Below are 26,355 nucleotides of genomic sequence, written 5' to 3'. Positions count from 1 at the left end.
TGTGCCAACTTGCCAAGTTCGCTATAATTTTTTGTTAAAGATATAAAAATGTTTGAACCTTAAAAGTCTTCTTGAATTAAGTTTATAATTTTTGCTCATTTGTTAGTATTCTACCAAAATCAGTTACTACATTTGCTTTTACAAGCTTTAATTTTGATAAATCGAGATAAAAACCACAGCATGGAAAATGAAAAACCTTTAATATTAGTCACCAATGATGACGGAATTCTTGCGCCGGGAATTAGAGCTTTAATTAGCGTTATGGAAACTATTGGAGAAGTTATCGTAGTAGCGCCAGACAAGCCTCAAAGTGCAATGGGTCATGCAATTACGATAAACAATACTTTATTTCTCGACAAAATTTCGAAAGAAGAAGATCCTGTAACAGAATATAGCTGCTCCGGAACTCCTGTTGATTGTGTGAAACTGGCAGTAAATGAAATTTTAAAAAGAAAACCTGATTTATGTGTTTCCGGAATTAATCACGGAACAAATTCGTCTATAAATGTAATTTATTCGGGTACCATGAGTGCTGCTGTTGAAGCGGGAATAGAAGGAATTCAGGCAATCGGATTTTCTTTATTAGATTTTGACTGGAATGCTGATTTTGAACAAATAAAATCATTTGTTAGAAAAATAGCTTTAGAAACGCTCAAAAATAAATTACCTCCGGGTGTCGTTTTAAACGTTAATTTTCCAAAATTAAAAGAAAACGAAATTAAAGGAATAAAAATTTGTCGTCAGGCGAAAGCGTATTATGCACAGAAATTTGACAAAAGACAAACTCCTTTTGGAAAAGATTATTACTGGCTTACCGGAAAATTTACCAATGAAGATCAGGGAGAAGATACTGACGAATGGGCTTTAGAGAATGGTTACATTTCTGTAGTTCCTGTTCAGTTTGATTTAACGGCTCATCATTCTATGCAACAACTTAATACCTGGAATCTAAATGAATAAAAAAGACTTACTTATAGGTTTTGTAATCGGAATTTTTACGGCATTGCTGGGGAGTTATTTGTTTGTTACTTTCTTTACCAAATTTGATTTTGCAACAGGACTTCAAACCATAAAAAAAGAAGGCTATTTAGGAAAAGTAATCACTATAGGTACGGTTTTAGATCTTGCCGTCTTTTGGATTCTATTAAAAAGAAATGAAGAACTTAAGGCAAGAGGCGTAGTTTTGGCAGTGATTGTTCTGGCTATTTCTACTTTATTTATTTAAATCTTATCTTTGCTTTGCAAAAAAAATGTTGTTTTTAAAATTTAAAACACACTTTCAATACCATTCATATGAAATACTACATAATCGCAGGTGAAGCCTCGGGAGATCTACACGGTTCAAATTTAATGAAAGCTTTATACGAAGAAGATCCTCAGGCCGATATTAGATTTTGGGGAGGTGACCTTATGCAAAAAGCAGGCGGAACCTTAGTAAAACACTATCGTGAATTGGCTTTTATGGGTTTTGTTGAAGTGATTTTTAACCTAAAAACCATTTTAAACAATATCAAAATTTGCAAAAAAGACATCTTAGAATTCCAGCCTGATGTTTTAATTTTTATTGATTATCCGGGTTTTAATATGCGTATTGCCAAATGGGCCAAAGCATTAAATTATAAAACTCATTATTATATTTCTCCTCAAATCTGGGCGTGGAAAGAAAACCGAATCAAAGCGATCAAACAGGACGTTGATAAAATGTTTGTTATTTTACCGTTTGAAAAAAGTTTCTACGAAGACAAACATCATTTTCCTGTCGATTTTGTTGGCCATCCTTTAATTGATGCTATACAGAATCAGCCTGCTTTTGATGAAGTTTCTTTTAGAAAAGAACACCAATTAGGGGAAAAACCAATTATTGCCGTTTTACCGGGAAGCCGTAAACAGGAAATTACTAAAATGCTGAGCGTTATGCTGAGTGTGGTGGATGATTTTCAGGATTATGAATTTGTAATTGCGGGTGCTCCTAGTCAGGATTATGAATTTTATCAGCAGTTTATAAAAAACAAAAACATTGCATTCGTTTCCAACAAAACGTATGATTTATTGCGTTCGTCGACTGCGGCTTTAGTAACTTCAGGAACTGCAACGCTGGAAACGGCTCTTTTTAAAGTTCCGGAAGTGGTTTGTTATAAAGGAAGTGCTATCTCGTATCAAATTGCAAAGCGAATTATTACTTTAAAATACATTTCGCTTGTTAATCTTATCATGGATCAGGAAGTGGTGACAGAATTGATTCAGAGCGATTGTAATACCAAACGCATTAAAGAAGAACTACAAAAATTATTAGAACCTAATTACCGCGAAAAACTGCTTAAGAATTATGATATTCTGGAGCAAAAATTAGGCGGAGTTGGCGCAAGTAAAAAAACAGCAAAACTTATTGTAGCTGATTTGAAATAATTTAAAATTTTTGGTTTGAAAAAAATACTCCTTTTAGCTCTTTTGGCTGTCTTTTTTACTTCTTGTAAATCGACATCAACTACTGTGAGCAAAAAAGAATCGAAGTCAGAAAACAAGTATGTAGTCAATCATTTGATTGAAAAAGCTACTGATAATATTGGTGTGCGCTACAAAGCCGGCGGTACATCAAAAAGTGGTTACGACTGTTCAGGGCTGGTTTTTACGACATTTCAATCAGAAAATATTACGCTGCCAAGAAGTTCTTATGATCAGGCTAAAATTGGAAAAGTTATTAAGTTTAATGATGCCAAAAAGGGCGATTTGATCTTTTTTAAAACCAACCGAAGCAAACAAATTAATCACGTTGGACTCATTACTGAAGTAAACTCAAGTGAGATCAAATTTGTTCATTCATCAACCTCAAAAGGAGTAATAATTTCTTCTACCAAAGAAGCTTATTACCAAAATTCATTTGTACAAATCAACCGAATTGTTGAGTAAATTCAATTAAACAAAATATATCTTTTTTCTTACAAAATATTTAATACTTTTAAACCATGAAAGTATTAGATTTTCCGTTAACCAAAATTACAATTTGGTTTCTATTAGGTATTTTGTTTTGCTATTATTGTCAACCATCAGTATGTATTGCTATTTCATGCTTTATTGTTGGTCTACTTATATTTTCGATCTCCTATTTTTTTATCCGAAGAAATAAAAAATTCATTCCCCTTTTTGGAATAAACACTTATTATATTTCCTTTTTCATTGGTGTTTTAACCTTATTGCTTCACACCAATTCTCTTCAAAAATCAAATTATATTCATTGCAAAAAAGCATTTGAAACTCCGGAAATCATAACTTTTACTTTACGGGAAAAACTCAAAAGCAATACTTATAATGATCGATTTACTGCAATAGTAAACAGCATCAACGGTAAAAATTATTCCGGTAAAATCATTGTCAACATTCAAAAAGACAGTCTTAAAAGTCTGATTATTGGCGATATTATAAAAGTAAAAACGGTTTTACAACGCAATAGCATCAATAAAAATCCTAATCAGTTCGATTACAGTAAATATCTGGCAGACAAGCAAATTTATGCGCAGGTGTATATTAACAAAGCAGAAATTGATATTCATAAAACTCCTAAAAAAGACATTTGGTATTATTCCGGTCGTTTGCATTCCCGTATTGTTCGCAATCTGGAAAAATCTAATTTTAATAAAGAAGAAATGAATGTTGCTCTGGCTCTTATTTTAGGGCAACAACAAGAAATTTCATCTGATATTATTCAGGATTACCAATACTCCGGCGCTACACACATACTTTCGGTTTCAGGATTGCATGTTGGTTTTATAATGCTTTTTATCAATTTTATTTTAAAACCAATTCCAAATACACGAAAAGGTTCTTTTATAAAACTAATTTCAATTTTAGTATCATTAGGCGCATTTGCAATAATCTCAGGTTTATCGCCTTCTGTTTTACGATCTGTTGTTATGTTTTCATTTTTAGCCATCGGAAACCATTTACGAAGAAGCGGAAGCATCTATCATACTTTGCTGGTTTCGATGTTGCTAATACTACTCCTTGAACCTTATTTTTTATTTGACGTTGGTTTTCAGCTAAGTTATCTTGCTTTATTTTTTATTGTCTGGTTACAACCTTTATTAAAAACAATTTGGACTCCAAAACGAAAAATTCAAGTCACCATCTGGAATGCATTAACGGTTTCTTTTGCCGCACAAATAGGTACTCTGCCTTTGTGTTTGTATTATTTTCATCAATTTCCCGGATTGTTTTTTGTAACCAATATTGTTATCATTCCTATTTTATCTTTTATTATGATCGCAGGAATTATCGTTATGATTCTGGCAATTTTCACTTCTCCGCCATTAATCATCATAGAGATTTTTGAAAAAAGCATTTATCTTTTAAATAAAACGATTCATATTGTAGCTTCTTTTGAATGGTTTGTAATACGCGATATCAGCTTCAATTTTTATTATCTGATTACTTTTTATCTCTTTATTATTTCAGCTATTATATGGAGTAAAAACCCCAATTACAGTAAATTGTTGTTTTTATTATCCAGCATAATTTTATTGCAGATTTCTGTTATATATACCAAAAGAGAAATCGAGAATAATCAAGAAATGATTGTTTATAACACAAAGAAAAATACACTAATTTCTAAACGCACAGCAAAAGACATCACTATTTTTACCAGTGATACACTTTCTAAAAACAACGTTCTAATCCCTTACCTGGTTGGAAATTTTAGCCGCTTACAATCCCGCAAGAAAATCGAAAACACGCTATTTTTTAACGGAAAAAGAATTCTCGTCATCGATAGTTCAGGAATTTATCCCACCAAAATTCAACCCGACATTTTGATCCTTACGCAGACGCCTAAAATAAATTTAGATCGTATGTTACAAGACTTACACCCGAGAATAATAATTGCCGATGGCTCAAACTCTTATGCCATTCAGAAAACTTGGAAAACCAGTTGCCTCAAAAACAACATTCTTTTTCATGCCACAAACGAAAAGGGATTTTATAAAATAGAATAAAGCGAAGTTTATTAATCTCCATTCAATATTGCTTTAACCTCTGAGATCCACTTTTTTGCTCCGCCTGTATTGTATTCAAGCAGGCCCAACTTATTGATTGTGGGTTTATTTCTTCGAATAGAAGCCGTAGCAATACAAACTTTCGGTACTTCCTCTATGCCTAACGCTTCTTTCAACTTGACATTTTGTTCTCTTTCTTCGGCAGATAAAGAAGCATCAGACAAATCAAGTTTTAGTAAAATAATATTTTTCTCAGACCAATCTAAAAAATCTCTGGTTGCAAAAACTTCGTTCTGAATCGCCGGAGAAATTCCTGCTGATGTAAAAAAAATCAAAAGCGGTTTTCTTTGTTCATCGCACATTTTAAGGGCATCATTCATGTTTGTTTTCCATGCTAAATTTTGTGAATGCAAAAAAGAAAACCCTAGAATAAATAAAAAAATAAGTAATTTTTGCTTCATATTCTATCAAGTTTAAATTATATTTATTTCACTAATTTAACAACAATGATATTAAAATCACATTAAAAATTAATTTATTTAACCAAAATTCAACACAAATAAACAATAGATAATAAATTACTATTTTTTTATTGGTTTAATAAAAAATGACGGCAAATAATTAATAAACAATTGATTTGCAGTACAAATAGCTGGTAAAAAAATATCCCTTTTCGCTTAAAAACGAAAAGGGAATCTACAAATTAAACTAAGAAACTTAATTTAAATTTAATTCATTCACTAGGATGCAAGATGGCATTAGATTCTGCTATCCATGCTTTTGCTCCACCTGGTTTGTAGGCAATTTTTCCTAAAGCACTAAATGTTGTTTTATTTTTTCGGATTGAGGCGCTAGCAAAGCATACTTCCGGTAATTCCTGCACACCAAATGCATTTTTTAATTTAATATTTTGCTCTTTATCACTTTGCTCAATAGTAGAGTCTGAAAGATCAAGTTTTACAAGAACGACATTGTCACGCGACCAGACTGCAAAATCCGGGGTTTTAAAAATTTCGTTCTGAAGATTTTCCGGTACACCTGAGGCAGTGAATAAAATCAGCATTGGTCTTCTAAGCTCATTACTTATGGCAATCGCATCAGTCATGTTTGTTCTCCAAACTAAATTTTGTGCTTGCAGAAAAAATGAACCTAAAAAAAATAGTAGGATAAGTAATTTTTTAGTCATATTCTAATTGGTTTTGGTTAGTATAGCATGACGAAATTAACATATTATTTTAATTTTCCAATTTTTATTAATACAAAAAATACATTATATGTTTTTTTTCACATAATAAAATATCAAAGCCATAAAAACGCCAAAACAAATGAATAACTTTTCTTACTAAACAAAAAAAACTCCTTACGATAACGTAAGGAGTTTCTATACTTATTATTGAGTATGTTTTTTTTTAAGATTTTTTTGGATGTACAATTCCTTCAGCAACTGTTAACCAGGCAGATGGCCCTCCGGCAACATATCCGGTTTGTCCCAATCCTTTAAAATTTACTTTACCATCTTTTGCCTCAGCACTTGTAAAATAAATAGTTGGAAATCCCTGAATCCCGAAAGCTTGTTGCAATTCGTTATTTTGATTTTTAATTTCAGGAGTTTGCGGCGTTCTTCTTGGATAATCCAATTCAACTAAAACGACATTATCTTTAGCCCATTTAGTAAATTCAGGTGTTTTTAAAACTTCATTTTGCAAACGAATACACCAACCACACCAATCACTTCCGGTAAAAAACATCAACATTGGTTTTTGCTCTTTATTACTAACCGTAATTGCTTCTCTTACATCAGTGTACCATTTTAGTTCTTGCGCCTGCACTGCAAATGCCCCAACTAAAAACAAGGTTATTAAAAATATTTTTTTCATGGTCATTTTAATTTTTCACAAATTTAAACAAAAAAAGAATCCGTATATACGTCTACTTTACTTCTTGCATTAATTTCCTGATAATTGGCGAAATTGCCAATAAAATTAATCCTGCAACAAGTGAATAAATTGCCAGTTGATAATATCCTTCTGTATACGATTGTAATTTAGAAACTAAAGTATCTCCTGTATTTGATCTCGAAATCTCTGCTCCTAATTTACCTGCTGCCAACTGACCAAAAGCACTTGCTAAAAACCATAATCCCATCATCATTCCAAACAGTCTTTTTGGAGACAATTTTGTAATGATCGACATTCCGATTGGCCCTAAGCAAAGCTCACCAATTGTCGTGATTAAATAAGCAAAAGTAAACACATTCAATGAGGTAATTCCTTTAGAATCTGCAAAGAACTTAGTTAAATAGAAGATATAGAATGAAGCCGCAAGGAATAAAAATCCAATTCCGAATTTAATTAAAGTATTAGGTTCTATTTTTCGTTTTCCTAACCAGATCCATAATAAACCAATAAGCGGACTTAATACTACTACAAAAAATGTATTCGAGCTGTTATTAACAACATTAGGATCTATTGTAAAAAACAATAGTTTATTATTTAGATTATCTTTTGCAAAAAGCGATAAAGATCCTCCACTTTGTTCGTAAATAGAATTGAATAAGAAATAGAAAAATACAAACAGAAAAGCTGCAAATAATTTCTTTTGCATTTTAGCATCTCCTAACTTAATCAGTTCGTAAACAAAATACAAAACAGCCACTGTACCAATAGTGTACATGAAATAATCTGTATAGTCTGTATTTTTTACCATTATAAAAATAAACGGTAAGCTCAAAATTGACAAAGCATATACTGCTATTTCGCGAATCCTTCTTTTAGCAGGCGCTAAATTTAATAATGGAGAATCTCCAATTGGTCCCAGATTTTTTTTAGTAAATAAAAACGTAACCAATCCTAAAAACATCACAATGGCTGCCGATAAAAAGCATAATTGCCATGAATAGTATTTCCCTAAATAAACACACAAGGCACCACCAAATAGTCCCCCAACATTTATCCCGGCATAAAACATTCCATAACCCGCATCTCTACGCCCATCGTTTTCATGATACAATTCTCCTACCATCGAAGAAACGTTTGGCTTAAAAAAACCGGTTCCTATGATAGAGAATGCAATTCCATAATAAAACATATCATGAGGCGCGACAGCAATCAAAAGATTCCCCAGAATCATAACGATTCCTCCAAAAAACAATGATTTTTTAAACCCTAAAACTTTATCGGCAAAAATACCTCCAATAAAAGTAAAAGCATATACAAAAGCCTGAATAGCACCATATTGCTCACTGGCATGATCTTCTTTTAAGAAAAGCTGATCTACCATAAAAATAACCAAAACACCACGCATTCCGTAAAAACAAAAACGCTCCCACATTTCAACAAAAAACAAATACCACAATTGTTTCGGGTAATTGCCTTTAAAATTTTGAATTTCCTCTAAAGTGATCTTCTGCTCCATTTATTTATAAATAATTTAATTGATTCCTCGTTCTTTCATCACTTTGTTAAGCTGCTTTACCAAAACAAACATTAGTACAGTCGCAAACATTAACAATGCAAAATTAACCCAAAAAAAGTTAGCTTTATTATCGTATGTATCCCACATACTCGCCAAAACTCCGCTTAACTTATTTCCTATTGATGTCGACAAAAACCAACCGCCCATCATTAACGAAGTAATATTAACAGGACTCAATTTCGACACGACCGATAATCCCATTGGACTTAAAAATAATTCTCCAATTGTTATGATTCCGTAATTGGCTACCAGCCACCATGCACTCACTTTTTCTGCTCCGTCATGGCCAATTTGTACTGCAGCAACCATCACCAAAACTGACAGGGCCGAAATTAACAAACCAAAAGCAATTTTCGTAGGTGTTGAAGGTTCTTTTTTTCTGGCTCGTAAAAAAGAGAAAAATGCCACAACCAAAGGTGTTAATATAATAACCCATGCCGGATTAATTGACTGACTTAAGTTGGTCGCCCAAAGGTGTACTTTCGCTCCTTCTGCAGGCAATTTTTCAGGGGCAACATTTCTAAAATATAAAGGGTAATTTACTTCTGTTTCGACAACTCCATTTACTTTTTGCAAACGAAACTGCTGATCGTAAACCTCAGTAGTTGCTTTTTTGTATTCTACTTCTTTCGCTAATTTTAATTTTCCAACAACCTGACCAGCCGTTCCCGCTACTTCTCTGTCAGTATAACGATCTGCCCAGGTAGTAAGCGCCGAACCATTAAGTTTAAACACGGCCCAAAATAAAATTACAACTCCAAAAATAGCCAATAAAGCCCCAATCGGACGTTTGTCTTCTACTTTGGCTTTAAAATAAAGTGATCCGTAAAAGAAAACAATCGGAATACAGGCAAAAATAAAGGCATCTGTACTATCTGAACCAAAGATATAACTGTCTAAATTAGTTTCTGAAGCAACTCCTTTGATCAACCATCCTATGGCTCCAAAAACAAAAGAAGGCAATAGAATAAACAGGATAATTTTATAAAATGGCATATCACCTTCCTGAACTCCTTTTTTCTGGTCGTATCCTACATAATGTTTAGTACCTAATAAAAACACAATAACACCAATAAACATACCTACACCGGCAGCCATAAAAGCCCAATGCCAGCCTAAAAGAATCTGCAATGCAGCACCAAAGAAATTACAAATAAACGCTCCAACATTAATTCCCATATAGAAAATATTGTAGCCTTCGTCTTTTTTATCTTTATACTCTTCTTTAGAATAAAAACTTCCTAATAATGTCGAAATATTGGGCTTAAAAAACCCATTTCCTACAATTACCAAAGTCATGGCAATATAAAGCACTGTTATATCATGTACTCCCATTAAGAAGTAACCAATACCCATTAAAATTCCGCCAAAAACAATAGATTTTTTATAGCCTAAATACCTGTCAGCAACAAGTCCACCAATAAAAGGAGTTAAAAAAACCAATGCGATAAAAGTTCCGTAAAGATCAGAAGCCTCTTTCTCTGTCATCGCAAAACCATCTTTTACATCTTTTAGATATAAAGTAAAAATTCCGATCATTAAATAATAACCAAAACGCTCCCACATTTCAGATAAAAACAAATAAGGAAGGGCTTTTGGGTGTTTTTTCCACATAGCTGTATCTCTTTAAAATTAAAATTACCTACAAGTCTGAACCTGTAGGTAATTTTTTATATATTATTATTACTATTTATCGAACACCGTGCATCATCTTTTTCAAGAATGGAGTCAAAGCAAATAAAATAATTGCCGCGATACCGGTTAAAACAACAAATACCATAAAAAACTCATATAAGTTATGGATTTCGAATCCTGCAAAAAAGTGATTATGAGCACTAATTTGATGTTGATCTAATAAAGCTACCTGCTCTGCTGTTGGTACAATTTTATTATCTAAAACTGCCTGAAGATCAATTCCTAATTCTTTTGCTTTTGCAAATTTATCTCCTGTTGCAGGCAAGATAGAACCTAAAGTTCCTCCTAAAGCATAACCAGAAGCATTTGACAAGAAGAAAACTCCATATAATAAAGAAGAAAAACGTTTTGGAGATAATTTACCTACCAATGATAAACCAATTGGAGATAAACATAACTCAGCACATGTATTTAAGAAATACAATAAGATAAGCCATTTAACTAACAACAATCCTGAAGTTCCGATATAAGAAACCTGAGTAGCAATCATAAAGAAACTAATAGAGATTACCACTAAACCTACGGCTAATTTTACCGGAGAGATTGGTTCTTTGTCTTTAGCTCTCAAAGTATCCCAAAGAATACTAAAAGGAACTGCCAAGATAACTACAAATAATCCGTTAAAGATCTGAACCATAGATGGAGGCATTTGCCAGCCAAAGAAGTTTCTGTCTGTTTGGTTATCTGCAATAAAAGTTAATGATGAACCAGCTTGTTCAAAAGCCGCCCAAAAGAAAATAATAAAGAATGAAACGATATAAATTACAATAATTCTATCTCTTTCAACTTTAGTTAAAGAAGTATCCGAAATAATTAATCCGGCTAATGATAAACCGCTTGAATAAATCAGGGTATAAATTAAGTTTTGACCTACTACATAATGAAAAAAGAACCCTAAAGCGATGAATGCAATTCCTGCAATTGTAAGCGCTTTACTAGAAAAGTTCGCTTTTTGAGCTTCTCCTTCTTCAAAATCTGAAGCTTCATTTTTAGAAGGCAAACCTCCTAATGGTTTTCCTTCCGGAGAAACTACATATTTATTCTTTAAAAAGTAAAAAAGTAAAGTTCCTAACAACATTGCGATAGAAGCCGCTAAGAATCCCCATCTAAAAGCATGAATATCTCTAATTCCTCCAGCGTCTTTAACATCTCCCAATAAAGGACAGATTGACTGACCTAAAAAAGCTCCGATGTTGATACCCATATAGAAAATAGTAAAAGCACTATCTAATTTTGTTTTTTCTTGTTTAGGATACAAACTTCCCACCATACTAGAAATGTTTGGTTTAAAGAATCCGTTACCAAAAACAATAACTCCTAAAGCAGTATACATGATGATAGTTGCAAAAGCTCTGTTACCTTCAAAAACACTACCACTGGTAAACAATAACAATTGTCCAATTGCCATTAATAATCCACCTAATAAAATACAGTTTCTGTTACCTAAAAAACGATCGGCAACAAAACCTCCCAACATTGGTGTCAAATAACAAAGTCCAAGGAAACCTCCATAAATCAAAGATGCTTCTTCTTCCTTCATCAATAATGAATTCACAAGAAATAAAGTTAACAAAGCTCGCATTCCATAAAAGTTGAATCGCTCCCACATCTCCGTTCCAAACAATACCCAAAGTCCTTTTGGATGCGCAGTTTTTACTTGAGTTTCTCCCATATTATTTATTATTTGATTAAGGTTTAAAGTTTTAGATTATAAATTTTCTTTGATAAAGTTAGTCATTTTATTATAAAGCTGAATTCGCGTCGCTCCACCATAAATACCGTGATTTTTGTCCGGATATATCTGAGAATCAAATTGTTTATTCGCCTGAATCAACGCTTCCATCATTTGCATAGAGTTCTGAACGTGAACGTTGTCATCCCCTGATCCGTGAATCAACAAAAACTTACCTTTTAATTTACTAACGTGATTTATAGGAGAGTTTTGATCGTATCCGCTTGCATTTTCCTGTGGAGTCTGCATGTATCTTTCTGTGTAAACAGAATCATAAAAACGCCAGTTTGTTACCGGAGCAACTGCAATTGCCATTTTAAATACGTCATTCCCCTGAAAAATACAGTTCGAAGCCATAAATCCTCCATAACTCCATCCAAAGATTCCAATTCTTGCCGCATCAACATAAGGATAAGCCCCAATTACTTTAGCAGCATCAATTTGATCTTGCACTTCGTATTTCCCTAATTCTTTTTGAGTTACTTTTTTGAAATCAGCACCTTTAAATCCAGTTCCTCTTCCGTCAATACAAGCTACGATATAACCTTGTTGCGTAAGAGATGCGAACCAATAATCATCAGAATTATTCCAGTCATTATTTACCTGTTGAGATCCCGGACCCGAATATTGGTACATGAAAACAGGATATTTTTTAGAAGGATCAAAATCTTTAGGTTTCAAAATCCACGCATTCAATTCGTTTCCTTTTGCTGTTTTCAAAACAAAAAATTCTTTTGTTGGTAAATTATACGCTTTCAATTTAGCTGCAAGAGCCTGATTGTTTTCGATCACCTGAATTTCTTTACCTGTTTTAGACTCATTTAAAGTATAAGTCGTAGGTTGAGAAGCACTTGAGAATGTATTGATGAAAAATTGGAAGTTAGGACTAAAAGTCGCCGCGCTTGTTCCAACTTTAGAAGTTAAACGTACTTTGCTTTTTCCGTCTAAACCAATTCTGTAGATATCTCTGTTGATAGAACCATTTTCTGTAGATTGGTAGAAAATAGTTTTGTTTTTTTCGTCGAAACCGTAGTACGATACTACTTCCCAGTTTCCTTTTGTAACCTGATTTTTAAGTTTTCCTGTTTTATCATACAAATAGATATGATTAAAACCGTCTTTTTCGCTTGTCCAGATAAAGCTATTATCTTTTAAGAAAGTCAAATTGTCTGTAACATCAACATACGCTTTGTCTTTTTCGTTTAGAACCACTTTTGCAGTAGCTGTAGTTCCGTCAACAAATAACAAATCAAGATTATCCTGGTGGCGGTTTAAAACCTGAGCCGATAGTATGTTGTTATCATTTGTCCATTGTAATCTCGCAATATAAAAGTCATTATACTTAGCAAGATCTACTTTTTTAGTACTATTTCCGGCCGCATCATATATATGTAATGAAACTACCGAATTTTTTTCTCCTGCTTTAGGATATTTAAACGTTTCGATTGTTGGGTACAAATCTTTATGAAACATCGACATCGAAAATTCCGGAACCTGGCTTTCATCAAAACGAATGTAAGCTAGTTTTTTACTGTCTTTACTCCAGTCAAAAGCCCGCACAAATGCAAATTCTTCTTCATAAACCCAATCCGTAATACCATTAATGATCGCATTTTTCTTTCCATCAGTCGTAACTGCTGTCGATTTTTTAGATGCTACATCGTATACATAAAGATTGTTTTCTTTTGCGTAAGCAATTTTAGTTCCGTCAGGCGAAAAAGTTGGTTCCTGAACCTGAAAATCAAAAAGTTTAGTAAGCGATTTTGTTGTTATATCGTATAAAAAATAATCTGCCGTAAAAGAGTGACGAAAGATTTTATTTGAATTACAAGCAATTAAGATCTTTTTTTCAGAAGCATCAAATGTATAGCTGTCAATTCCGTCTGCAAGATCTTTATGATTTTTTGTATCAATTAAGTTCGATACTTTTTTTAGCGTCGCAAAGTCATACAAATCGATCTGCATGCTTCTACTCGCCTGATCTACATTTAAAACTGTATATTGGTCTGTATTCTTTAGGGATTGCAACTCATCCATTCCTTTTGCCCGAAATGCTCCGCTATAAATATCTTCGACAGTAATTTTTTGTTGACCAAAAACAGTAGCCACTAAAAATAAAAGTATTACAGTAATTTTACTCGTATTCATTGAGAATTATTTTAAATATAAAAAAGAGCCCAATTTTAGTAAAAAAAATGAACATAATACACATTTCAACTGTTAAATGTTAAAAAAAATAACGTTTGCGTACTTTTCAAATTTCAAATACATTGCAAACAAAACTCTTAAAATGGTATCTTTGCCGCAACATTATTATTTAAAATACTGAGAATGAACAACGCTGTTGCCGGATTTTCTAAATTATCCAAAAAAGAAAAAATAAACTGGATTGCCAATACCTATTTTTCAAGCCCTGAAGAAGCTCTAAATATTATAAGAAATTACACAAATTCAGATGAGAAGCTGCAGCAATTGCATGACGAATTCATCGAAAACACCATTACAAACCTTTACATTCCACTTGGAGTTGCTCCTAATTTTTTAATAAACGGACAATACAAAACGATTCCAATGGCAATTGAGGAGAGTTCAGTGGTGGCAGCAGCATCAAAATCAGCAAAATACTGGTCAACCCGCGGTGGTTTTAAAGCCACTGTAATTGACACCGAAAAAATTGGCCAGGTTCATTTTACTTTCAGCGGAGACGCAGCAAAACTACATTCATTCTTTGATCAAATAAAACCAAAATTTTTCTCTGACACACAAAGCATAACAAAAAACATGCAACAACGTGGTGGCGGAATTTTAGATATAAAATTAAAAGACAAAAGAAGTTTACTTGAGAATTATTATCAGCTTCATGCTACTTTTGAGACAAAAGACAGTATGGGAGCCAATTTTATTAACTCTTGTCTGGAACAATTTGCAACGACTTTAAAAGATGAATTTCAGGATTCTGATCTTTTTTCAGAAGATGAAACCCTAAAAGTTGTGATGAGCATTTTATCTAATTATGTTCCTAATTGCATTGTTAGAGCCGAAGTTTCCTGCCCTATCGAAGATTTAGCAGAAAAGCACATCACCAATCCGCAAGAATTTGCAGAGCGCTTTTTACAAGCTGTACAAATTGCCGAAGTCGAACCTTTTAGAGCCGTAACCCATAATAAAGGGATCATGAACGGAGTTGACGCGGTAATTCTCGCAACCGGAAATGATTTTAGAGCCGTAGAAGCCGGAGTTCACGCATACGCTTCAAAAAATGGTCAATACGCCAGTTTATCCCACGCTAAAATCGAGAACGGAATTTTTACTTTCTGGCTCGAACTTCCTTTAGCATTAGGAACCGTAGGAGGATTAACCTCTTTACATCCTTTGGTGAAACTATGTTTTGATATCCTCGAAAAACCTTCTGCAAAAGAATTAATGCAAATTGTTGCCGTTGCTGGTTTGGCGCAAAACTTTGCCGCATTGCGATCATTGACGACTACCGGAATTCAGGAAGGTCATATGAAAATGCACCTAAATAACATCATCAATCAATTTGAAGCTACCGAAGACGAGCGTCGTTTAATTAAATCTCATTTTAAGAAAAATGCCGTATCTCATAGCGCCGTTGTAGAATTTATCGAAACCATAAGAAAATAAACAAAAATTCCAAATATTACAGCTTTCGAATAAAATTCCAAATCCCATTTCTAATTGGAATTTGGAATTTAAAATATTGGAATTTATTTTAAAAATACAGCATGAAAACAACTTTTTATAGTAACGGAAAACTCCTGATTACAGGCGAATATTTAGTTTTAGATGGCGCCAGGGCTTTTGCATTACCCACAAAATTTGGACAAAATCTAATTATAGAAAACGGTTCCAACCATGAAATTCAGTGGAAAAGCTATGATTTTGATGAAAACATCTGGTATCAGGATACTATTTCATTTTCTGAAATCACCAATCCTGTCAATGCAAAAATTGAAACTGTAAAAACGACTTTAATTCAGATTTTACACGAAGCTTATCTTTTAAACCCAGATTTTATAAATAATTCCGAAGGATACAAAATTAGCACCCAACTTACATTTCCTAAAAAATGGGGATTGGGCACCTCTTCTACTTTAATAAACAATATTGCCCAATGGACCAATATTGATGCTTTTACGCTCTTAAAAAATAGTTTTGGCGGAAGCGGTTATGATATTGCCTGCGCACAAAACGATACTCCTATCGTGTACCGCCTGGAACAGAATTTACCCGTTGTAGAAACGGTTGATTTTAATCCTGATTTTACCCAAAACATCTATTTTGTTTATCTTAATAAAAAACAAAATAGTAAAGCGGCGATTAATGCGTATTACAATAATAAAAACCAACATTTAGCGCATAATATCATCGATAATAATAAAATCACCGATACTATCTTAAATGCAAAAACAATAAAAGAATTCGCCGTTGCAGTAGAAAAACATGAAATTCACATGAGCGATATTCTCGAAATACGCACTATTAAAGAAGTTGCTTTTTCTGATTTCAACGGAGTTGTAAAAAGCCTTGGAGCCTGGGGTGGTGATTTTGTAATGGCAATTTCAAAAGAAGACCCTACAACCTATTTTAGTTCAAAAGGATACGAGACTATTCTTTCTTATGATGAAATGATATTACAGCAATAAAACAGCAATCTATTACCGATAGAAAATAAAAAAAGTAAACTCAACGGTTTACTTTTTTTATTTTATGATGTTTTCTCCAGATGTCGAACTTTTTGAGTTTCCAGTTCGTTTGACTCTATCAATGTATTGTGCAAACGTTCTGCCATTTTTTCGATACTGTTATTAATAGAATCATACACAACTTCCATCCTGCGATGTTTCTCTTCCTTCACGGCTTTCAAAACATCTTCAACAAAAGCTTTGTCATATTTTTCAGCAACAGAATCACGAGTGTTCGTTAGTCGTATTACATAATCATTACTCATGATTGTAACTTTAAAATGCTGCTCTTCATTACTCAAATAATATTTGCCTCCCAACTCATCACTATTGATGTCAGTACTGCTTAGTTTTAAAAGCTCTGTGATTATTCCAAAAATGTGATTTTCGATTTTAGAATATACTCTGGGCCTTTTTCTCAACAAATTAAACATACACATGAAACGCTTGATTATTAAAATATGTACTCATTATCTTTTATAATATTATTTAAAAACTTCTCTATAAGTAAAGTAAAAATCTGAACAAATTAACTGTAATATTCTGAATATCACAAACTTTTTAATCACATTTCTACTATTCCTATATTACTTAAGAAAATACGGTGATAATTATTACAAAAAGCAATTTCATGAGTTATTAGAACAAAAGAAAAAACCCGAAACATTCATGAGAACGTTTCGGGTTTTATATGTAAACCTTTTATTTACTACAAACTAGTAATTAAACTGTAATCTGTTATCTTCAATTTTAGCGTTAGCTTTTAATGCAGGTAAGATTCTGCTTGCATCAGATGCACTTTGAGCTTTTACTTTAGCAACGTACTCAGCGTGGTTAGCCGGAGCCGGAGCTTTGATAGTACTAATGTTTTTTACAACATATACTCCTGTATTTCCTTCAATTGGAGCAGAAATTTTATTTGCAGTTAATGCAAATGCATTACCAACAACTTTAGGCTCTTGTCCAACTCCACCAGGTAAAACCGGATTATCCATAGTAACATTAGTTGCTTGTTGAACTGCTACACCAGCACTTTTAGCTACAGCTTCGATAGTAGAACCTGTCATTTTAGCTTTTAAAAGTTCTGCTTTTTTCTTGTTTTTCAAGATTGGCTCAACGTATGGTCTTGCTACTGTTACAGAAACTAAACCTGATTTGTTTTCGCTTTTGTATTGAGCAATTACGTGTCCAATATTAGCAATTTCAAAACGTTTTACGTCTCCAACACTAGTTTCTTTGTCATAAGCCCATCTGATGATGTTACGTTGGTTTCCTAAAGGACCAAACGCTTCATCCATAGCTTTTGCTGTTACAGGAGGAGCTACTTTTAAACCTAACTCTTTTGCTGTAGCATTAAAATCTTTCTTAGCAGCGTCCATTTCGAACTTAGTTGCTAATGTAAATACTTTATCAGAAGTAGCTTCAGATGGCTCAATTTTTTGAGCAATTGTAGCTAAACGAATTCCGTCTTGTTTATCAGTAATTTTGATAATGTGGAAACCGAAAGGAGTTTCAACTAAACCAACTTTTCCAATTCCGTTACTGAATACAAAATCATTGAATGGTTTTACCATTTGGTTTGGACCAAAATATCCTAAATCACCACCTTGTTGTGCAGATGAATCATCAGAACTTGTAAAAGCCAACATCATGAAACTATCTGGATTTGCCTGAACCTGAGCAAGAATTTCTTCTGCTTTAGCTTTAGCTTCTTCTTTTGTTCTTTTCTCTTTTTGGTTTGGAGTTTGAGATCCTTCGTAACCAATTAAGATATGACTTGCTTTTGCGTTAACACCAGCTTTAAATCCTAAAGATTTAGAGATAGCATAATATCTTCCGTAAATGTATGGTCCGTAGATTGCTCCTGCAGGTAAGCTAAATAATTTATCAGCATCTAAAGCTGGTAAAGCATTTTTAGGAACATAAGTAGAATCGTAAGGAACATCAGAATTTGAGTTTACAAATTCAGCAATGTTAGTTGCGTTTCTAAAACCTGGCAAAGTATCGTTTTTACCTGTTTTTGCGTTATATTCTACTCTTCCGTTTAATAAAGCAGTAATTTTAGATTTGATTTCAGCTTCGTCTTCTTTTGAAGCTTTGTCTTCTACTAAAACGTATTGAATTTCACGAGTTGCATCCGCTTTGAATTTTTTCTCGTTTTTCTTCATATAATCTACGATATCTGAATCAGAAATTTTTACTTCGCTATCTTTAATTGAAGAATATAATGCAGCAGCATAAGAAAAGTTTACTTTGTTAGCTTCCATTTCATATTTCAATTTTCCTTCGCTAACAGTAGTATAAAGACCTGCTTTTACTAATGTGCTGTAGATTTGGAATTTTGCGTTTAATTCAGCATCTTTTTCTTTTTCAGAAATATATTGTGCTGCTTCAGGATTAGCTTTAAAGTATTCTTTAAATTTAGCTACATCAAAAGCACCAGCAGCATTTAGGAACATTGGGTTTTTACCAATGTTTGGATCTGATTTTAAAACTTCAAGTAAGTGTTTTTCACCTACTCTTAATCCTAACTTATCAAACTGAGAAGATAATAATGCGATTGAAACTTCTTGATCCCAAACTCTGTTTGCAGCTTCAGTGGAAGTAATTCCTTGCCCACTTTTTTCAACATTACTAACTTTAACTCTAAAGTCTTCAAATGAAATATCTTTTCCATCGATGCTTCCTACATCTTTTGAACTTTGACCGAAACTTCCTCTAGTGAATAGATCTTGTATTATAAATGCAAATAATGCAAGTGCAATAACTCCTATCAATAAAGCGGAACGCTGTCTAATTTTTGCTAAAACTGCCATTTTTATTATCGTTAATTTTATATTCAGTTTGCGAAAATACAATTATCTAGTTAATAACAATACAACTAGCGTTTTATTTTACACAATTTTTTTCATTAATTAAAAAAATCACTCTTTTATTGTCAATTTAACCAATTCAATTTTCTTATTTGTAGCCTCTTCAATCACAAAATGATAGCTGTCAATCACGATTTCATCGCCCTTTTGAGGGATTTCTTTGGTAAAATTCACAATAAAGCCTCCTAATGTTCCGTAAGAATCTTCTTCAGGAATGTTCAACTTATATTCTTCATTAAGATACTCAACATCTAATCTTGTAGAGAACAAATACTTACCATCTCCCAACTCTTTTTCGATTAGTTCTTCTTCTTCAGAATCATGTTCGTCTTCAATTTCTCCAAAAAGCTCTTCGACTATATCCTCAATAGTAATTATACCCGAAGTTCCTCCATATTCATCTAAAACAACTGCTACGTTTTTTCGTTTTTTAATCAACAAATTCAAAGCATCTTTTATCAAAATGGTTTCCGGAACAAACTCAACCGTCATTAAAACTGATTTTATCGTTTTAGGCTTTTTAAACAAATCAAATGAATGCACATAACCTACGATATCATCAAGCGAATTTTGACTCACCACTATCTTAGAATAGCCTGTTTCTATAAACAACGCTTTAAGATCCTCAATACTGTCAAATAAATCGACATCGACTATTTCTGTACGAGGCGTCATAATATCACGCGCTTTTACACCTGAAAACTCTAATGCGTTCTGAAAAATCTGAATTTCAGAATCGACTTCTTCATCGTCTTCTACAGAATTCATTTGCTCTGTAATATAATTACCCAATTCTATTTTACTAAAATACAACTGAACCTGATCGCCTTCTGTTTTGAAAAATTTTCTCAATACAAAATCCGAAATCCAGATAAAAAAAGTAGAGATGTAATAAAACAATCTGTAAAACAGATAAGCCGGAATCGCAAAAAACTTGATTAGCGAGTTAGCGTAAATCTGAAAAAAGACTTTCGGAAAAAATTCTGCTGTAATTAAAACTACAAAAGTCGAGATTATGGTCTGAACCAATAAACTGGTCAGATTAGAAAAATGGAATCCTAAATTGTCGATGCATTTTAGAATTAAATCTCCCATAAAAAAGCCATACACCACAAGTGCTACATTGTTTCCAATAAGCATCGCAGCAATAAATTTTGAAGGATTTTCTGTGAGTTTGGTTAGGATTCGGGATAAAAAATTATCTTGTTTTTTTTCGATTTCAAGATAAATTTTATTCGAAGAAATAAAAGCTATTTCCATTCCTGAAAAAAAGGCTGATAGTATTAAACATAGTATTATAATACTAATTTCCATTTTTTATTGTTTTTTATAATGGTCGTCAAATTTCTTGGCATATTTTCTCCTGAAAAAAAACATAAAAACACTCACTCCTGCAATTATAAAGCTCAACCAAGGATTTTCACCAGGAGAATTTAGCTTTGTAACTCCATCATAAATGAAAGCAGCTGCAATTAATAAATAAAGATACTGTGTGTATTTTAAAATGCCCATAATTATAATTTTTCGTCTGATTCAAATTCACCCGTTACACGTTGCGAATTAATCACTTTAAAGTCTTTACTAAAATCGATTCCCTGACCGTAAGAAACCCCTTTAGCATCTGTAAGCTTAAATTTTCTTTCGGTATAAAACCATTCGTTTTTCTGATCAAAATACAACTGCTCTGTCTCCAGCATCTGTCCGGTTTCTGAAGTAATCTTAACCTTTCCCTGCAAGTCTATTATGCCCGTTAGTTTGTATGAAACCGCATAATTGGACACTATAAAAGTACGCTTTTGTTTTTTATCGTATAAAGTAACGTCAATTCCTATTGGAAACTCTGTAAATGGAAAATCCAAATTAGAATAATCTAACATTTTAGGACTTTTCAAAACTCCGGTTATAAGTCCGGAATCTGTATATTTTATATTTACAGTATCTGCATCACTTCCTGGAACAAACTCTGAGAAGTTGATTTTTTGAACTTCTTTAAAATTACTTTCGCATCCAAAAAACAGTGTCACAGTAAAAACTGTGACAGCCGCTATGATATATCTTTTTGGTAAATTCATTTGCCAAATGTAGTAAATTGTACTAGCTTATAAAAATACAATTTTTATGCTTAATTGAATTTACTCTTCACGAACCATCTGTCGTTGAAAGAAAAACTCAAACTAAAGTTGAAATAATTCTCCTGAACTAAAGCTGCGGATGTTGTTCCTCTTTTACCAAACTCTAATCCAACGTTTACGTTTGAAAAAGTTCCGCCACCAATTGGAATTCCAGCTCCTAAAGACATCCCGACATCATTGATTGATTCGTTATTCACTATTAGTCCCAATTTCTCATATTTCAATCCGGCTCTGTAGGTAATTCTGCTTAGGTAACTTGTAAATGAAGCGTAGTTAGGAATAAAATATCCACCCACTGCATATTTTTGATACTTTTCGTAACGCACATTATTACCTGCATTATAGTAATTAGCAAGCTCTCCGTTACCCTGAAAAGCAACTGTTGTACCTACTAACCATTTTCTTGCCTGACCAATACCTGCACCAATTGTAATTTTGTTTGGTAACTTTAATTTATTGTCCTGCCCCGGAACTTCATAAGGATCAGGATCTCCGTCTACCGCAATAGCTCTTGTATTATTTGAATTTAAAGTACTGGCAAACGTATAAGCCAAACTCGTAAATAAACTTAATTTTTTATCAATTTTTGTTTGATACATTGTACCAACATTAAAACTAACACCTGATAACTCAGCAGCGTTAGTTTCTCTTGTACCATTTTGAACTCCTGTAGCAAGTTCTATAGAGGTAGTGGTGATTTTTCCGAAATTATATTGTGCATCAACTCCAATATTCCACTTAGGTGTAATTTTATATCCTAAACCTAAAAACACTTTATTAACCCCACCTTTTCCCTGAAGCTGAGAACTTGTTCCGTCAGTTACATTTGTCTGGTCATTTAAGATTCTATAATCAACAGAAGTTACCGGAACCAAACCAAACGCTGCTCCAAATTTTCCCATTGGGATTCCTAATGCTAAATAATCAAAGGTAGATCTTTGTGATTTTGCAGATTCGTCAGTAGTTTTAAGTTTTGCACTTCCAAAAGTTCCTCCAACTGTAAAAGTAGTTTGTCTCAAACTGGCATAACTTGCCGGATTTTCAATATTCAAATGGATACTATCCTGCTCTACCGAAACTCCTGCCATAGATCTATTTTCAAGAGTTCCTTTAAATCTAACATCACCAATTCCGAAGAAAGAATAAGGAGATGCACCCTGTTGAGCAAATGAAACGAACGAGATAAGCAAACAAGCGCTTACTATAATTTTTTTAATCATTGTCGATTTTTATATTGAAATGTTTGGTTCAAACTTTCTAAAAGGAAATTTGAATTGGCAAATATGGTATTTTTTAATCGTTTAGCCAAAAAAACTGCATCACCTCCCGTTAAAATTATTATAAAATTTGAAAAGTTTGCCCGATATTCATCGATAAAACCATCAATCTCATAGACGAAGCCATTGACAATTCCGGAGTGAATAGCCTGTTTTGTTGAGTTCCCTATGTAGTTTTCAGGTGTTTCAAAAGTCAGCAAAGGCAACTTGGCCGTGTAGTTGTGCAATGCCTCATATCGCAACCGTAAGCCCGGAGAAATTGCTCCGCCTAAATAATTATCATTTTCGTCGATAAAATCGTAGGTAATACAAGTTCCTGCATCAATGACTAACCTGTTTTGTTTTGGAAATTGTAAAGTTGCTCCTGAAGCCAAAATCATTCGGTCTATTCCTAAAGTTTTTGGCGTTGCATATTTATTTACAAAAGGAAAAATATCTTCATGAGTTAAAAAATGAACATTTAAATCTTTTTCGAATGCTAAAAAAGATTCTTTTTCGATTTTTCCGACTGATGCAACGACCAAATCGGTGCAGTTTGAAAATTTTTTTAAAATTTTTTGAATATTTTCTTCCAGCTCATTTTTCTCAAAAACAAAATTCTCAAGAACAGTACTCTCCTCAAAAACAGCAGCTTTAATTCGAGTATTACCCACATCAATTGTTAAAATCATAATTATTTCTTTACCAACGCGAAGATACGAATTGATTTTTTTAAAAAAATGTTTTGGATAAACGAAAAATGATCCTATATTTGCACCCGCATTGAGCACAAGACGGTACCTTAGCTCAGATGGTAGAGCAATGGACTGAAAATCCATGTGTCCCTGGTTCGATCCCTGGAGGTACCACCAAAACCCGAATAGCAATATTCGGGTTTTTTGTTTTTAATACTTTTTTGATTTTTTTTACCGCAAAGGATGCTAAGATTTTATTTAACGTTACGGTAAGAAAACACAAAGTTCGCAAAGCTTTATGGTAAACTTTGCGACAAAGAATCCAATAGATCTTTCCTATATTGTGTCCCAGCGGTTAAAACCGTTGGCTATGTTTGCATTGTATTAAAAAAATCCAAACATTAATCTACGCCTTTAATTCTTCTTATTTTTTAATATAGCCCGTGGTTTCAACCACGGGATGCTTGATAATACACAAAAAAGGTTCGCAAAGCTTTATGATGAGCTATGCAAACTCTGCGATAAAGCCCAATGGATCTTTCCTATATTGTGTCCCAACGGTTAAAACCTTTGGCTGTGTTTGTATTGTATTAAAAAAATCCAAACATTGATCTACAGCTTTAATTCTTCTTATTTTTTAATATAGCCCGTGGTTTTAACTACGAGACAATTGATAATACACACAAAAAAGGTTCGCAAAGCATAAATAACTTTGCGAACTCTGCGATAAAGCCCAATGGATCTTTCCTATATTGTATCCCAACGGTTAAAACCGTTGGCTATGTTTGTATTGTATTAAAAAAATCCAAACATTAATCTACACCTTTAATTCTTCTTGTTTTTTTAATATAGCCCGTGGTTTTAACCACTGGGCACTTGACAACACACAAAAAAAGGTTCGCAAAGCATAAATAACTTTGCGAACCTTTGCGTAAATCTTAGCGCTCTTTGCGGTTAAAAACAAAAATATTATTGATGAAACACAGAAACTGCCGGGAAATAATATCCTGAATAGTTTACTGATGCTGTTTTAACTCCTGAATCGGCATTAAATATATATAGATTATTGATAGAGAAATTCACTCCAAAACCTTCATTTAATGTATTTAGCACTAAAGCATTTTTCTTTCTGTCATAACCAATTCCTGCTCCGTATAAGATATTTGAATTTGTTAATGTAATAAACGGCATTGCCAATGATTCTGGAGTTCCTGTGTATTTATAAATTTGTTTACCACCGCTAAAGCTTCCGTTTTTAGCAATAAAAACATCATTTTTAGCCGCCGTTATAGATCCCGGATGCCATGCACCCCAGCTTCCGTAAGCCTGGAAACCTAATGCAATTTCTTTTACTTCAAGTGTATTCGAATCTATACTTATAAGATTCTTACCTCCTGCTGCCCATACTTTTTTATCATCGGTAACAGCAAATCCTAAAACAATACCCGGAATAGTTTTTTCTACCGCCAATGTCGCAGCATTAATAACAACAACACCTTTTGAGGCAGACAATGCAAAAATATAACCATTGGCCTTAACAATATCTCCTACCTGACCTGTAACACCATCAATTTGCCCGTCCAGCTCCATCGTATTAAGATTAAGCTTAAAAATTCCTTTACCAGAAGTAAGCAACGCCTGATTTTCGTTAACACCTACTACTGCACGCCAATCGTTTCCGCCTTTTGCCGCGATTCTTTTTTCTTCTTTAAGCGAATAAGCATCAGCTACTACAACTGGTCCGCCAACTTTAGAAACTAAGAATAGTTTTTTATTAATGATAGTTCCAAATTCTAATGTAGAAGTTGCCGGTTTTAAGTCTTTATCCGGATTTACTTTTACAAAAACACTGTCTTCTATAGCTTTTGTATCATATCTATAAAATCCTAACGTTCCTGTTCCGTGACCAAACCATCCTTCATTAACCATAAAGAAACCATTTTCATACGCTGCGTAGGCATGAATATCATAAGTAAGAGCTACTTTTCCACCATCATTTTTGGCTGTCATTGTAAGCTTAAAATCTCCTCTTGTTTCCGGTTTAAAAATATAAACAGAATCAGATCCTACTACTTTTCCGTCTACAGTCCATTCAAACGAAACATTTTTTCTATCTGCTATTTTTGAGCTTAATTGTAGTGTTTTCCCAACAGTTAAAGTGTCTTTTAATTGCAGTTCGCCTTTTATTACCGGAGGTGCTGTAAAATCGTCATCATTATTACATGAAACCGTTAGCATTACCAAAGAGGCAATTGCGATTAATGGTTTGGAGAAAAATTGGTTTTTCATTATTAAATATTTAAAATTATATTACTTAAATTTTTAAATCGAAATACAATTAACCCTTGCAAAAGCCTCATAAATAGACTTTTGCAAAAGCACAATAAATTGTACAGCGACATGTTTTAATGATTTTTTTATTGGAGAAAAAGAAAATATCGCGAAGAGGAACATCCCGGAGAATGCTTTTACGATATCATATTTGCAGAAAAAAAATCTCATAAATCCATTTTTGGCTTACGAGAATAAAATAATCAGACAATACCATATCACACCATGTGAAAGTATTGTTCTTAATTCAAGCTTCAATCCCCGAAAGCTATTTATTACTATAAAAATGGCAGGTCTTCTGACTTGCTCCCTACACCCAGCCTTCCCTTTCAAAATGAAAAGTGACGTATTAAAGGGTTTCAGTTAATGAGCTTACAGCTGCGGGACAGTTTTGGATTTACACCAAATTCCCTTTTAATGTCAATATTTATTCAAATATGACAACCATTTTCTGTTTTAAATTTGAGCTGCAAAAC

The 26,355-nt window shown here is 33.2% G+C and carries 22 protein-coding genes, 1 tRNA gene and 1 riboswitch; of the genes, 8 read left to right on the top strand and 15 right to left on the bottom strand.

Annotation, left to right across the window (positions count from 1 at the left end; translation table 11 throughout):
* Window positions 1–180 precede the first annotated feature (180 nt).
* The 5 genes from surE to L0669_RS07350 all read left to right on the top strand — a co-directional run bounded on the left by surE (window position 181) and on the right by L0669_RS07350 (window position 4,985).
* Entirely contained in the window at window positions 181–960 is a 780-nt protein-coding gene (gene surE, locus L0669_RS07370) for a 5'/3'-nucleotidase SurE (protein ID WP_173970844.1), read from the top strand.
* Window positions 953–1,225, top strand: coding sequence for a hypothetical protein (locus L0669_RS07365; RefSeq protein WP_173970843.1), 273 nt, complete (start codon window positions 953–955; stop codon window positions 1,223–1,225). Before surE ends, L0669_RS07365 begins: the two co-directional genes overlap by 8 nt.
* Window positions 1,226–1,293: 68 nt before the next feature.
* Complete coding sequence (gene lpxB, locus L0669_RS07360; protein ID WP_263762438.1) at window positions 1,294–2,406, top strand: lipid-A-disaccharide synthase; 1,113 nt, start codon at window positions 1,294–1,296, stop codon at window positions 2,404–2,406.
* 15 nt (window positions 2,407–2,421) lie between these two features.
* Entirely contained in the window at window positions 2,422–2,907 is a 486-nt protein-coding gene (locus tag L0669_RS07355) for a C40 family peptidase (RefSeq protein WP_173970841.1), read from the top strand.
* Between the two features lie 56 nt (window positions 2,908–2,963).
* Entirely contained in the window at window positions 2,964–4,985 is a 2,022-nt protein-coding gene (locus tag L0669_RS07350; RefSeq protein WP_263762435.1) for a ComEC/Rec2 family competence protein, read from the top strand.
* An 11-nt stretch (window positions 4,986–4,996) separates the two neighbouring features.
* On the opposite strand, the gene L0669_RS07345 is transcribed toward L0669_RS07350, so the two are convergent.
* The 7 genes from L0669_RS07345 to L0669_RS07315 form a co-directional block, all read right to left on the bottom strand.
* Window positions 4,997–5,446: a thioredoxin family protein gene (locus tag L0669_RS07345; RefSeq protein WP_263762433.1), complete on the bottom strand. Its 450-nt coding sequence runs from the start codon at window positions 5,444–5,446 to the stop codon at window positions 4,997–4,999.
* 272 nt (window positions 5,447–5,718) lie between these two features.
* Window positions 5,719–6,171 carry a thioredoxin family protein gene (locus L0669_RS07340; RefSeq protein ID WP_173970838.1) on the bottom strand — a complete coding sequence of 151 codons (453 nt, stop codon included), beginning with the start codon at window positions 6,169–6,171 and terminating at the stop codon, window positions 5,719–5,721.
* Window positions 6,172–6,394: 223 nt separating this feature from the next.
* Window positions 6,395–6,862: a thioredoxin family protein gene (locus tag L0669_RS07335; protein WP_173970837.1), complete on the bottom strand. Its 468-nt coding sequence runs from the start codon at window positions 6,860–6,862 to the stop codon at window positions 6,395–6,397.
* A gap of 52 nt (window positions 6,863–6,914) precedes the next feature.
* Window positions 6,915–8,399 (bottom strand): peptide MFS transporter, encoded by a 1,485-nt coding sequence (locus tag L0669_RS07330; protein ID WP_263762431.1) that lies wholly within the window; start codon window positions 8,397–8,399, stop codon window positions 6,915–6,917.
* 15 nt (window positions 8,400–8,414) lie between these two features.
* Complete coding sequence (locus L0669_RS07325; protein ID WP_263762429.1) at window positions 8,415–10,073, bottom strand: peptide MFS transporter; 1,659 nt, start codon at window positions 10,071–10,073, stop codon at window positions 8,415–8,417.
* Window positions 10,074–10,149: 76 nt separating this feature from the next.
* Window positions 10,150–11,826 (bottom strand): peptide MFS transporter, encoded by a 1,677-nt coding sequence (locus tag L0669_RS07320; RefSeq protein ID WP_263762427.1) that lies wholly within the window; start codon window positions 11,824–11,826, stop codon window positions 10,150–10,152.
* Between the two features lie 36 nt (window positions 11,827–11,862).
* Window positions 11,863–14,034 (bottom strand): S9 family peptidase, encoded by a 2,172-nt coding sequence (locus L0669_RS07315; protein WP_263762425.1) that lies wholly within the window; start codon window positions 14,032–14,034, stop codon window positions 11,863–11,865.
* Between the two features lie 183 nt (window positions 14,035–14,217).
* Here L0669_RS07315 and L0669_RS07310 point away from each other — a divergent pair, with 183 nt between their 5' ends.
* Both L0669_RS07310 and L0669_RS07305 read left to right on the top strand, forming a co-directional pair.
* Entirely contained in the window at window positions 14,218–15,531 is a 1,314-nt protein-coding gene (locus L0669_RS07310) for a hydroxymethylglutaryl-CoA reductase, degradative (RefSeq protein WP_263762423.1), read from the top strand.
* Window positions 15,532–15,632: 101 nt separating this feature from the next.
* Entirely contained in the window at window positions 15,633–16,553 is a 921-nt protein-coding gene (locus L0669_RS07305; RefSeq protein ID WP_263762420.1) for a GYDIA family GHMP kinase, read from the top strand.
* Between the two features lie 62 nt (window positions 16,554–16,615).
* On the opposite strand, the gene L0669_RS07300 is transcribed toward L0669_RS07305, so the two are convergent.
* The 7 genes from L0669_RS07300 to L0669_RS07270 form a co-directional block, all read right to left on the bottom strand.
* Window positions 16,616–17,032 carry a hypothetical protein gene (locus tag L0669_RS07300; protein WP_263762418.1) on the bottom strand — a complete coding sequence of 139 codons (417 nt, stop codon included), beginning with the start codon at window positions 17,030–17,032 and terminating at the stop codon, window positions 16,616–16,618.
* Between the two features lie 276 nt (window positions 17,033–17,308).
* Window positions 17,309–19,408, bottom strand: coding sequence for a peptidylprolyl isomerase (locus L0669_RS07295; RefSeq protein ID WP_263762415.1), 2,100 nt, complete (start codon window positions 19,406–19,408; stop codon window positions 17,309–17,311).
* A 108-nt stretch (window positions 19,409–19,516) separates the two neighbouring features.
* Window positions 19,517–20,779 carry a hemolysin family protein gene (locus L0669_RS07290; RefSeq protein ID WP_263762413.1) on the bottom strand — a complete coding sequence of 421 codons (1,263 nt, stop codon included), beginning with the start codon at window positions 20,777–20,779 and terminating at the stop codon, window positions 19,517–19,519.
* 3 nt (window positions 20,780–20,782) lie between these two features.
* Window positions 20,783–20,977 carry a hypothetical protein gene (locus L0669_RS07285; RefSeq protein ID WP_173970827.1) on the bottom strand — a complete coding sequence of 65 codons (195 nt, stop codon included), beginning with the start codon at window positions 20,975–20,977 and terminating at the stop codon, window positions 20,783–20,785.
* A gap of 2 nt (window positions 20,978–20,979) precedes the next feature.
* On the bottom strand, window positions 20,980–21,537 hold the full coding sequence (gene lptC, locus L0669_RS07280; RefSeq protein WP_173970826.1) for an LPS export ABC transporter periplasmic protein LptC: 558 nt from the start codon (window positions 21,535–21,537) through the stop codon (window positions 20,980–20,982).
* 50 nt (window positions 21,538–21,587) lie between these two features.
* Window positions 21,588–22,817, bottom strand: coding sequence for a BamG family beta-barrel-assembly machinery protein (gene bamG, locus L0669_RS07275; RefSeq protein WP_263762411.1), 1,230 nt, complete (start codon window positions 22,815–22,817; stop codon window positions 21,588–21,590).
* Window positions 22,814–23,545, bottom strand: a complete 732-nt coding sequence (locus tag L0669_RS07270; RefSeq protein ID WP_263762409.1) for a type III pantothenate kinase — start codon at window positions 23,543–23,545, stop codon at window positions 22,814–22,816. The genes bamG and L0669_RS07270 overlap by 4 nt, the downstream gene beginning before the upstream one ends.
* Before the next feature lie 104 nt (window positions 23,546–23,649).
* Here L0669_RS07270 and L0669_RS07265 point away from each other — a divergent pair.
* Window positions 23,650–23,725 (top strand) — tRNA-Phe (locus L0669_RS07265).
* Between the two features lie 792 nt (window positions 23,726–24,517).
* Here L0669_RS07265 and L0669_RS07260 read toward each other — a convergent pair.
* Window positions 24,518–25,837: a DUF5074 domain-containing protein gene (locus L0669_RS07260; RefSeq protein WP_263762407.1), complete on the bottom strand. Its 1,320-nt coding sequence runs from the start codon at window positions 25,835–25,837 to the stop codon at window positions 24,518–24,520.
* Window positions 25,838–26,150: 313 nt separating this feature from the next.
* Window positions 26,151–26,343, bottom strand: a riboswitch (cobalamin riboswitch).
* Window positions 26,344–26,355: the final 12 nt, after the last annotated feature.

Origin of the sequence: Flavobacterium bizetiae (assembly GCF_024271895.1) — a bacterium.
In the GTDB taxonomy this organism is placed as follows: domain Bacteria; phylum Bacteroidota; class Bacteroidia; order Flavobacteriales; family Flavobacteriaceae; genus Flavobacterium; species Flavobacterium bizetiae.
This window is presented reverse-complemented; position numbering and strand designations above follow the sequence as displayed.

Excerpts from the sequence above, each read along its gene's own strand:
- L0669_RS07320 (WP_263762427.1), bottom strand. The coding sequence starts at position 11,826 with ATGGGAGAAACTCAAGTAAAAACTGCGCATCCAAAAGGACTTTGGGTA.
- L0669_RS07270 (WP_263762409.1), bottom strand. The coding sequence starts at position 23,545 with ATGATTTTAACAATTGATGTGGGTAATACTCGAATTAAAGCTGCTGTT.
- L0669_RS07340 (WP_173970838.1), bottom strand. The coding sequence starts at position 6,171 with ATGACTAAAAAATTACTTATCCTACTATTTTTTTTAGGTTCATTTTTT.
- surE (WP_173970844.1), top strand. The coding sequence starts at position 181 with ATGGAAAATGAAAAACCTTTAATATTAGTCACCAATGATGACGGAATT.
- lptC (WP_173970826.1), bottom strand. The coding sequence starts at position 21,537 with ATGAATTTACCAAAAAGATATATCATAGCGGCTGTCACAGTTTTTACT.
- L0669_RS07285 (WP_173970827.1), bottom strand. The coding sequence starts at position 20,977 with ATGGGCATTTTAAAATACACACAGTATCTTTATTTATTAATTGCAGCT.
- L0669_RS07310 (WP_263762423.1), top strand. The coding sequence starts at position 14,218 with ATGAACAACGCTGTTGCCGGATTTTCTAAATTATCCAAAAAAGAAAAA.
- L0669_RS07350 (WP_263762435.1), top strand. The coding sequence starts at position 2,964 with ATGAAAGTATTAGATTTTCCGTTAACCAAAATTACAATTTGGTTTCTA.
- L0669_RS07345 (WP_263762433.1), bottom strand. The coding sequence starts at position 5,446 with ATGAAGCAAAAATTACTTATTTTTTTATTTATTCTAGGGTTTTCTTTT.
- L0669_RS07315 (WP_263762425.1), bottom strand. The coding sequence starts at position 14,034 with ATGAATACGAGTAAAATTACTGTAATACTTTTATTTTTAGTGGCTACT.
- L0669_RS07300 (WP_263762418.1), bottom strand. The coding sequence starts at position 17,032 with ATGTGTATGTTTAATTTGTTGAGAAAAAGGCCCAGAGTATATTCTAAA.
- L0669_RS07260 (WP_263762407.1), bottom strand. The coding sequence starts at position 25,837 with ATGAAAAACCAATTTTTCTCCAAACCATTAATCGCAATTGCCTCTTTG.
- bamG (WP_263762411.1), bottom strand. The coding sequence starts at position 22,817 with ATGATTAAAAAAATTATAGTAAGCGCTTGTTTGCTTATCTCGTTCGTT.
- L0669_RS07305 (WP_263762420.1), top strand. The coding sequence starts at position 15,633 with ATGAAAACAACTTTTTATAGTAACGGAAAACTCCTGATTACAGGCGAA.
- lpxB (WP_263762438.1), top strand. The coding sequence starts at position 1,294 with ATGAAATACTACATAATCGCAGGTGAAGCCTCGGGAGATCTACACGGT.
- L0669_RS07330 (WP_263762431.1), bottom strand. The coding sequence starts at position 8,399 with ATGGAGCAGAAGATCACTTTAGAGGAAATTCAAAATTTTAAAGGCAAT.
- L0669_RS07290 (WP_263762413.1), bottom strand. The coding sequence starts at position 20,779 with ATGGAAATTAGTATTATAATACTATGTTTAATACTATCAGCCTTTTTT.
- L0669_RS07295 (WP_263762415.1), bottom strand. The coding sequence starts at position 19,408 with ATGGCAGTTTTAGCAAAAATTAGACAGCGTTCCGCTTTATTGATAGGA.
- L0669_RS07365 (WP_173970843.1), top strand. The coding sequence starts at position 953 with ATGAATAAAAAAGACTTACTTATAGGTTTTGTAATCGGAATTTTTACG.
- L0669_RS07325 (WP_263762429.1), bottom strand. The coding sequence starts at position 10,073 with ATGTGGAAAAAACACCCAAAAGCCCTTCCTTATTTGTTTTTATCTGAA.
- L0669_RS07335 (WP_173970837.1), bottom strand. The coding sequence starts at position 6,862 with ATGAAAAAAATATTTTTAATAACCTTGTTTTTAGTTGGGGCATTTGCA.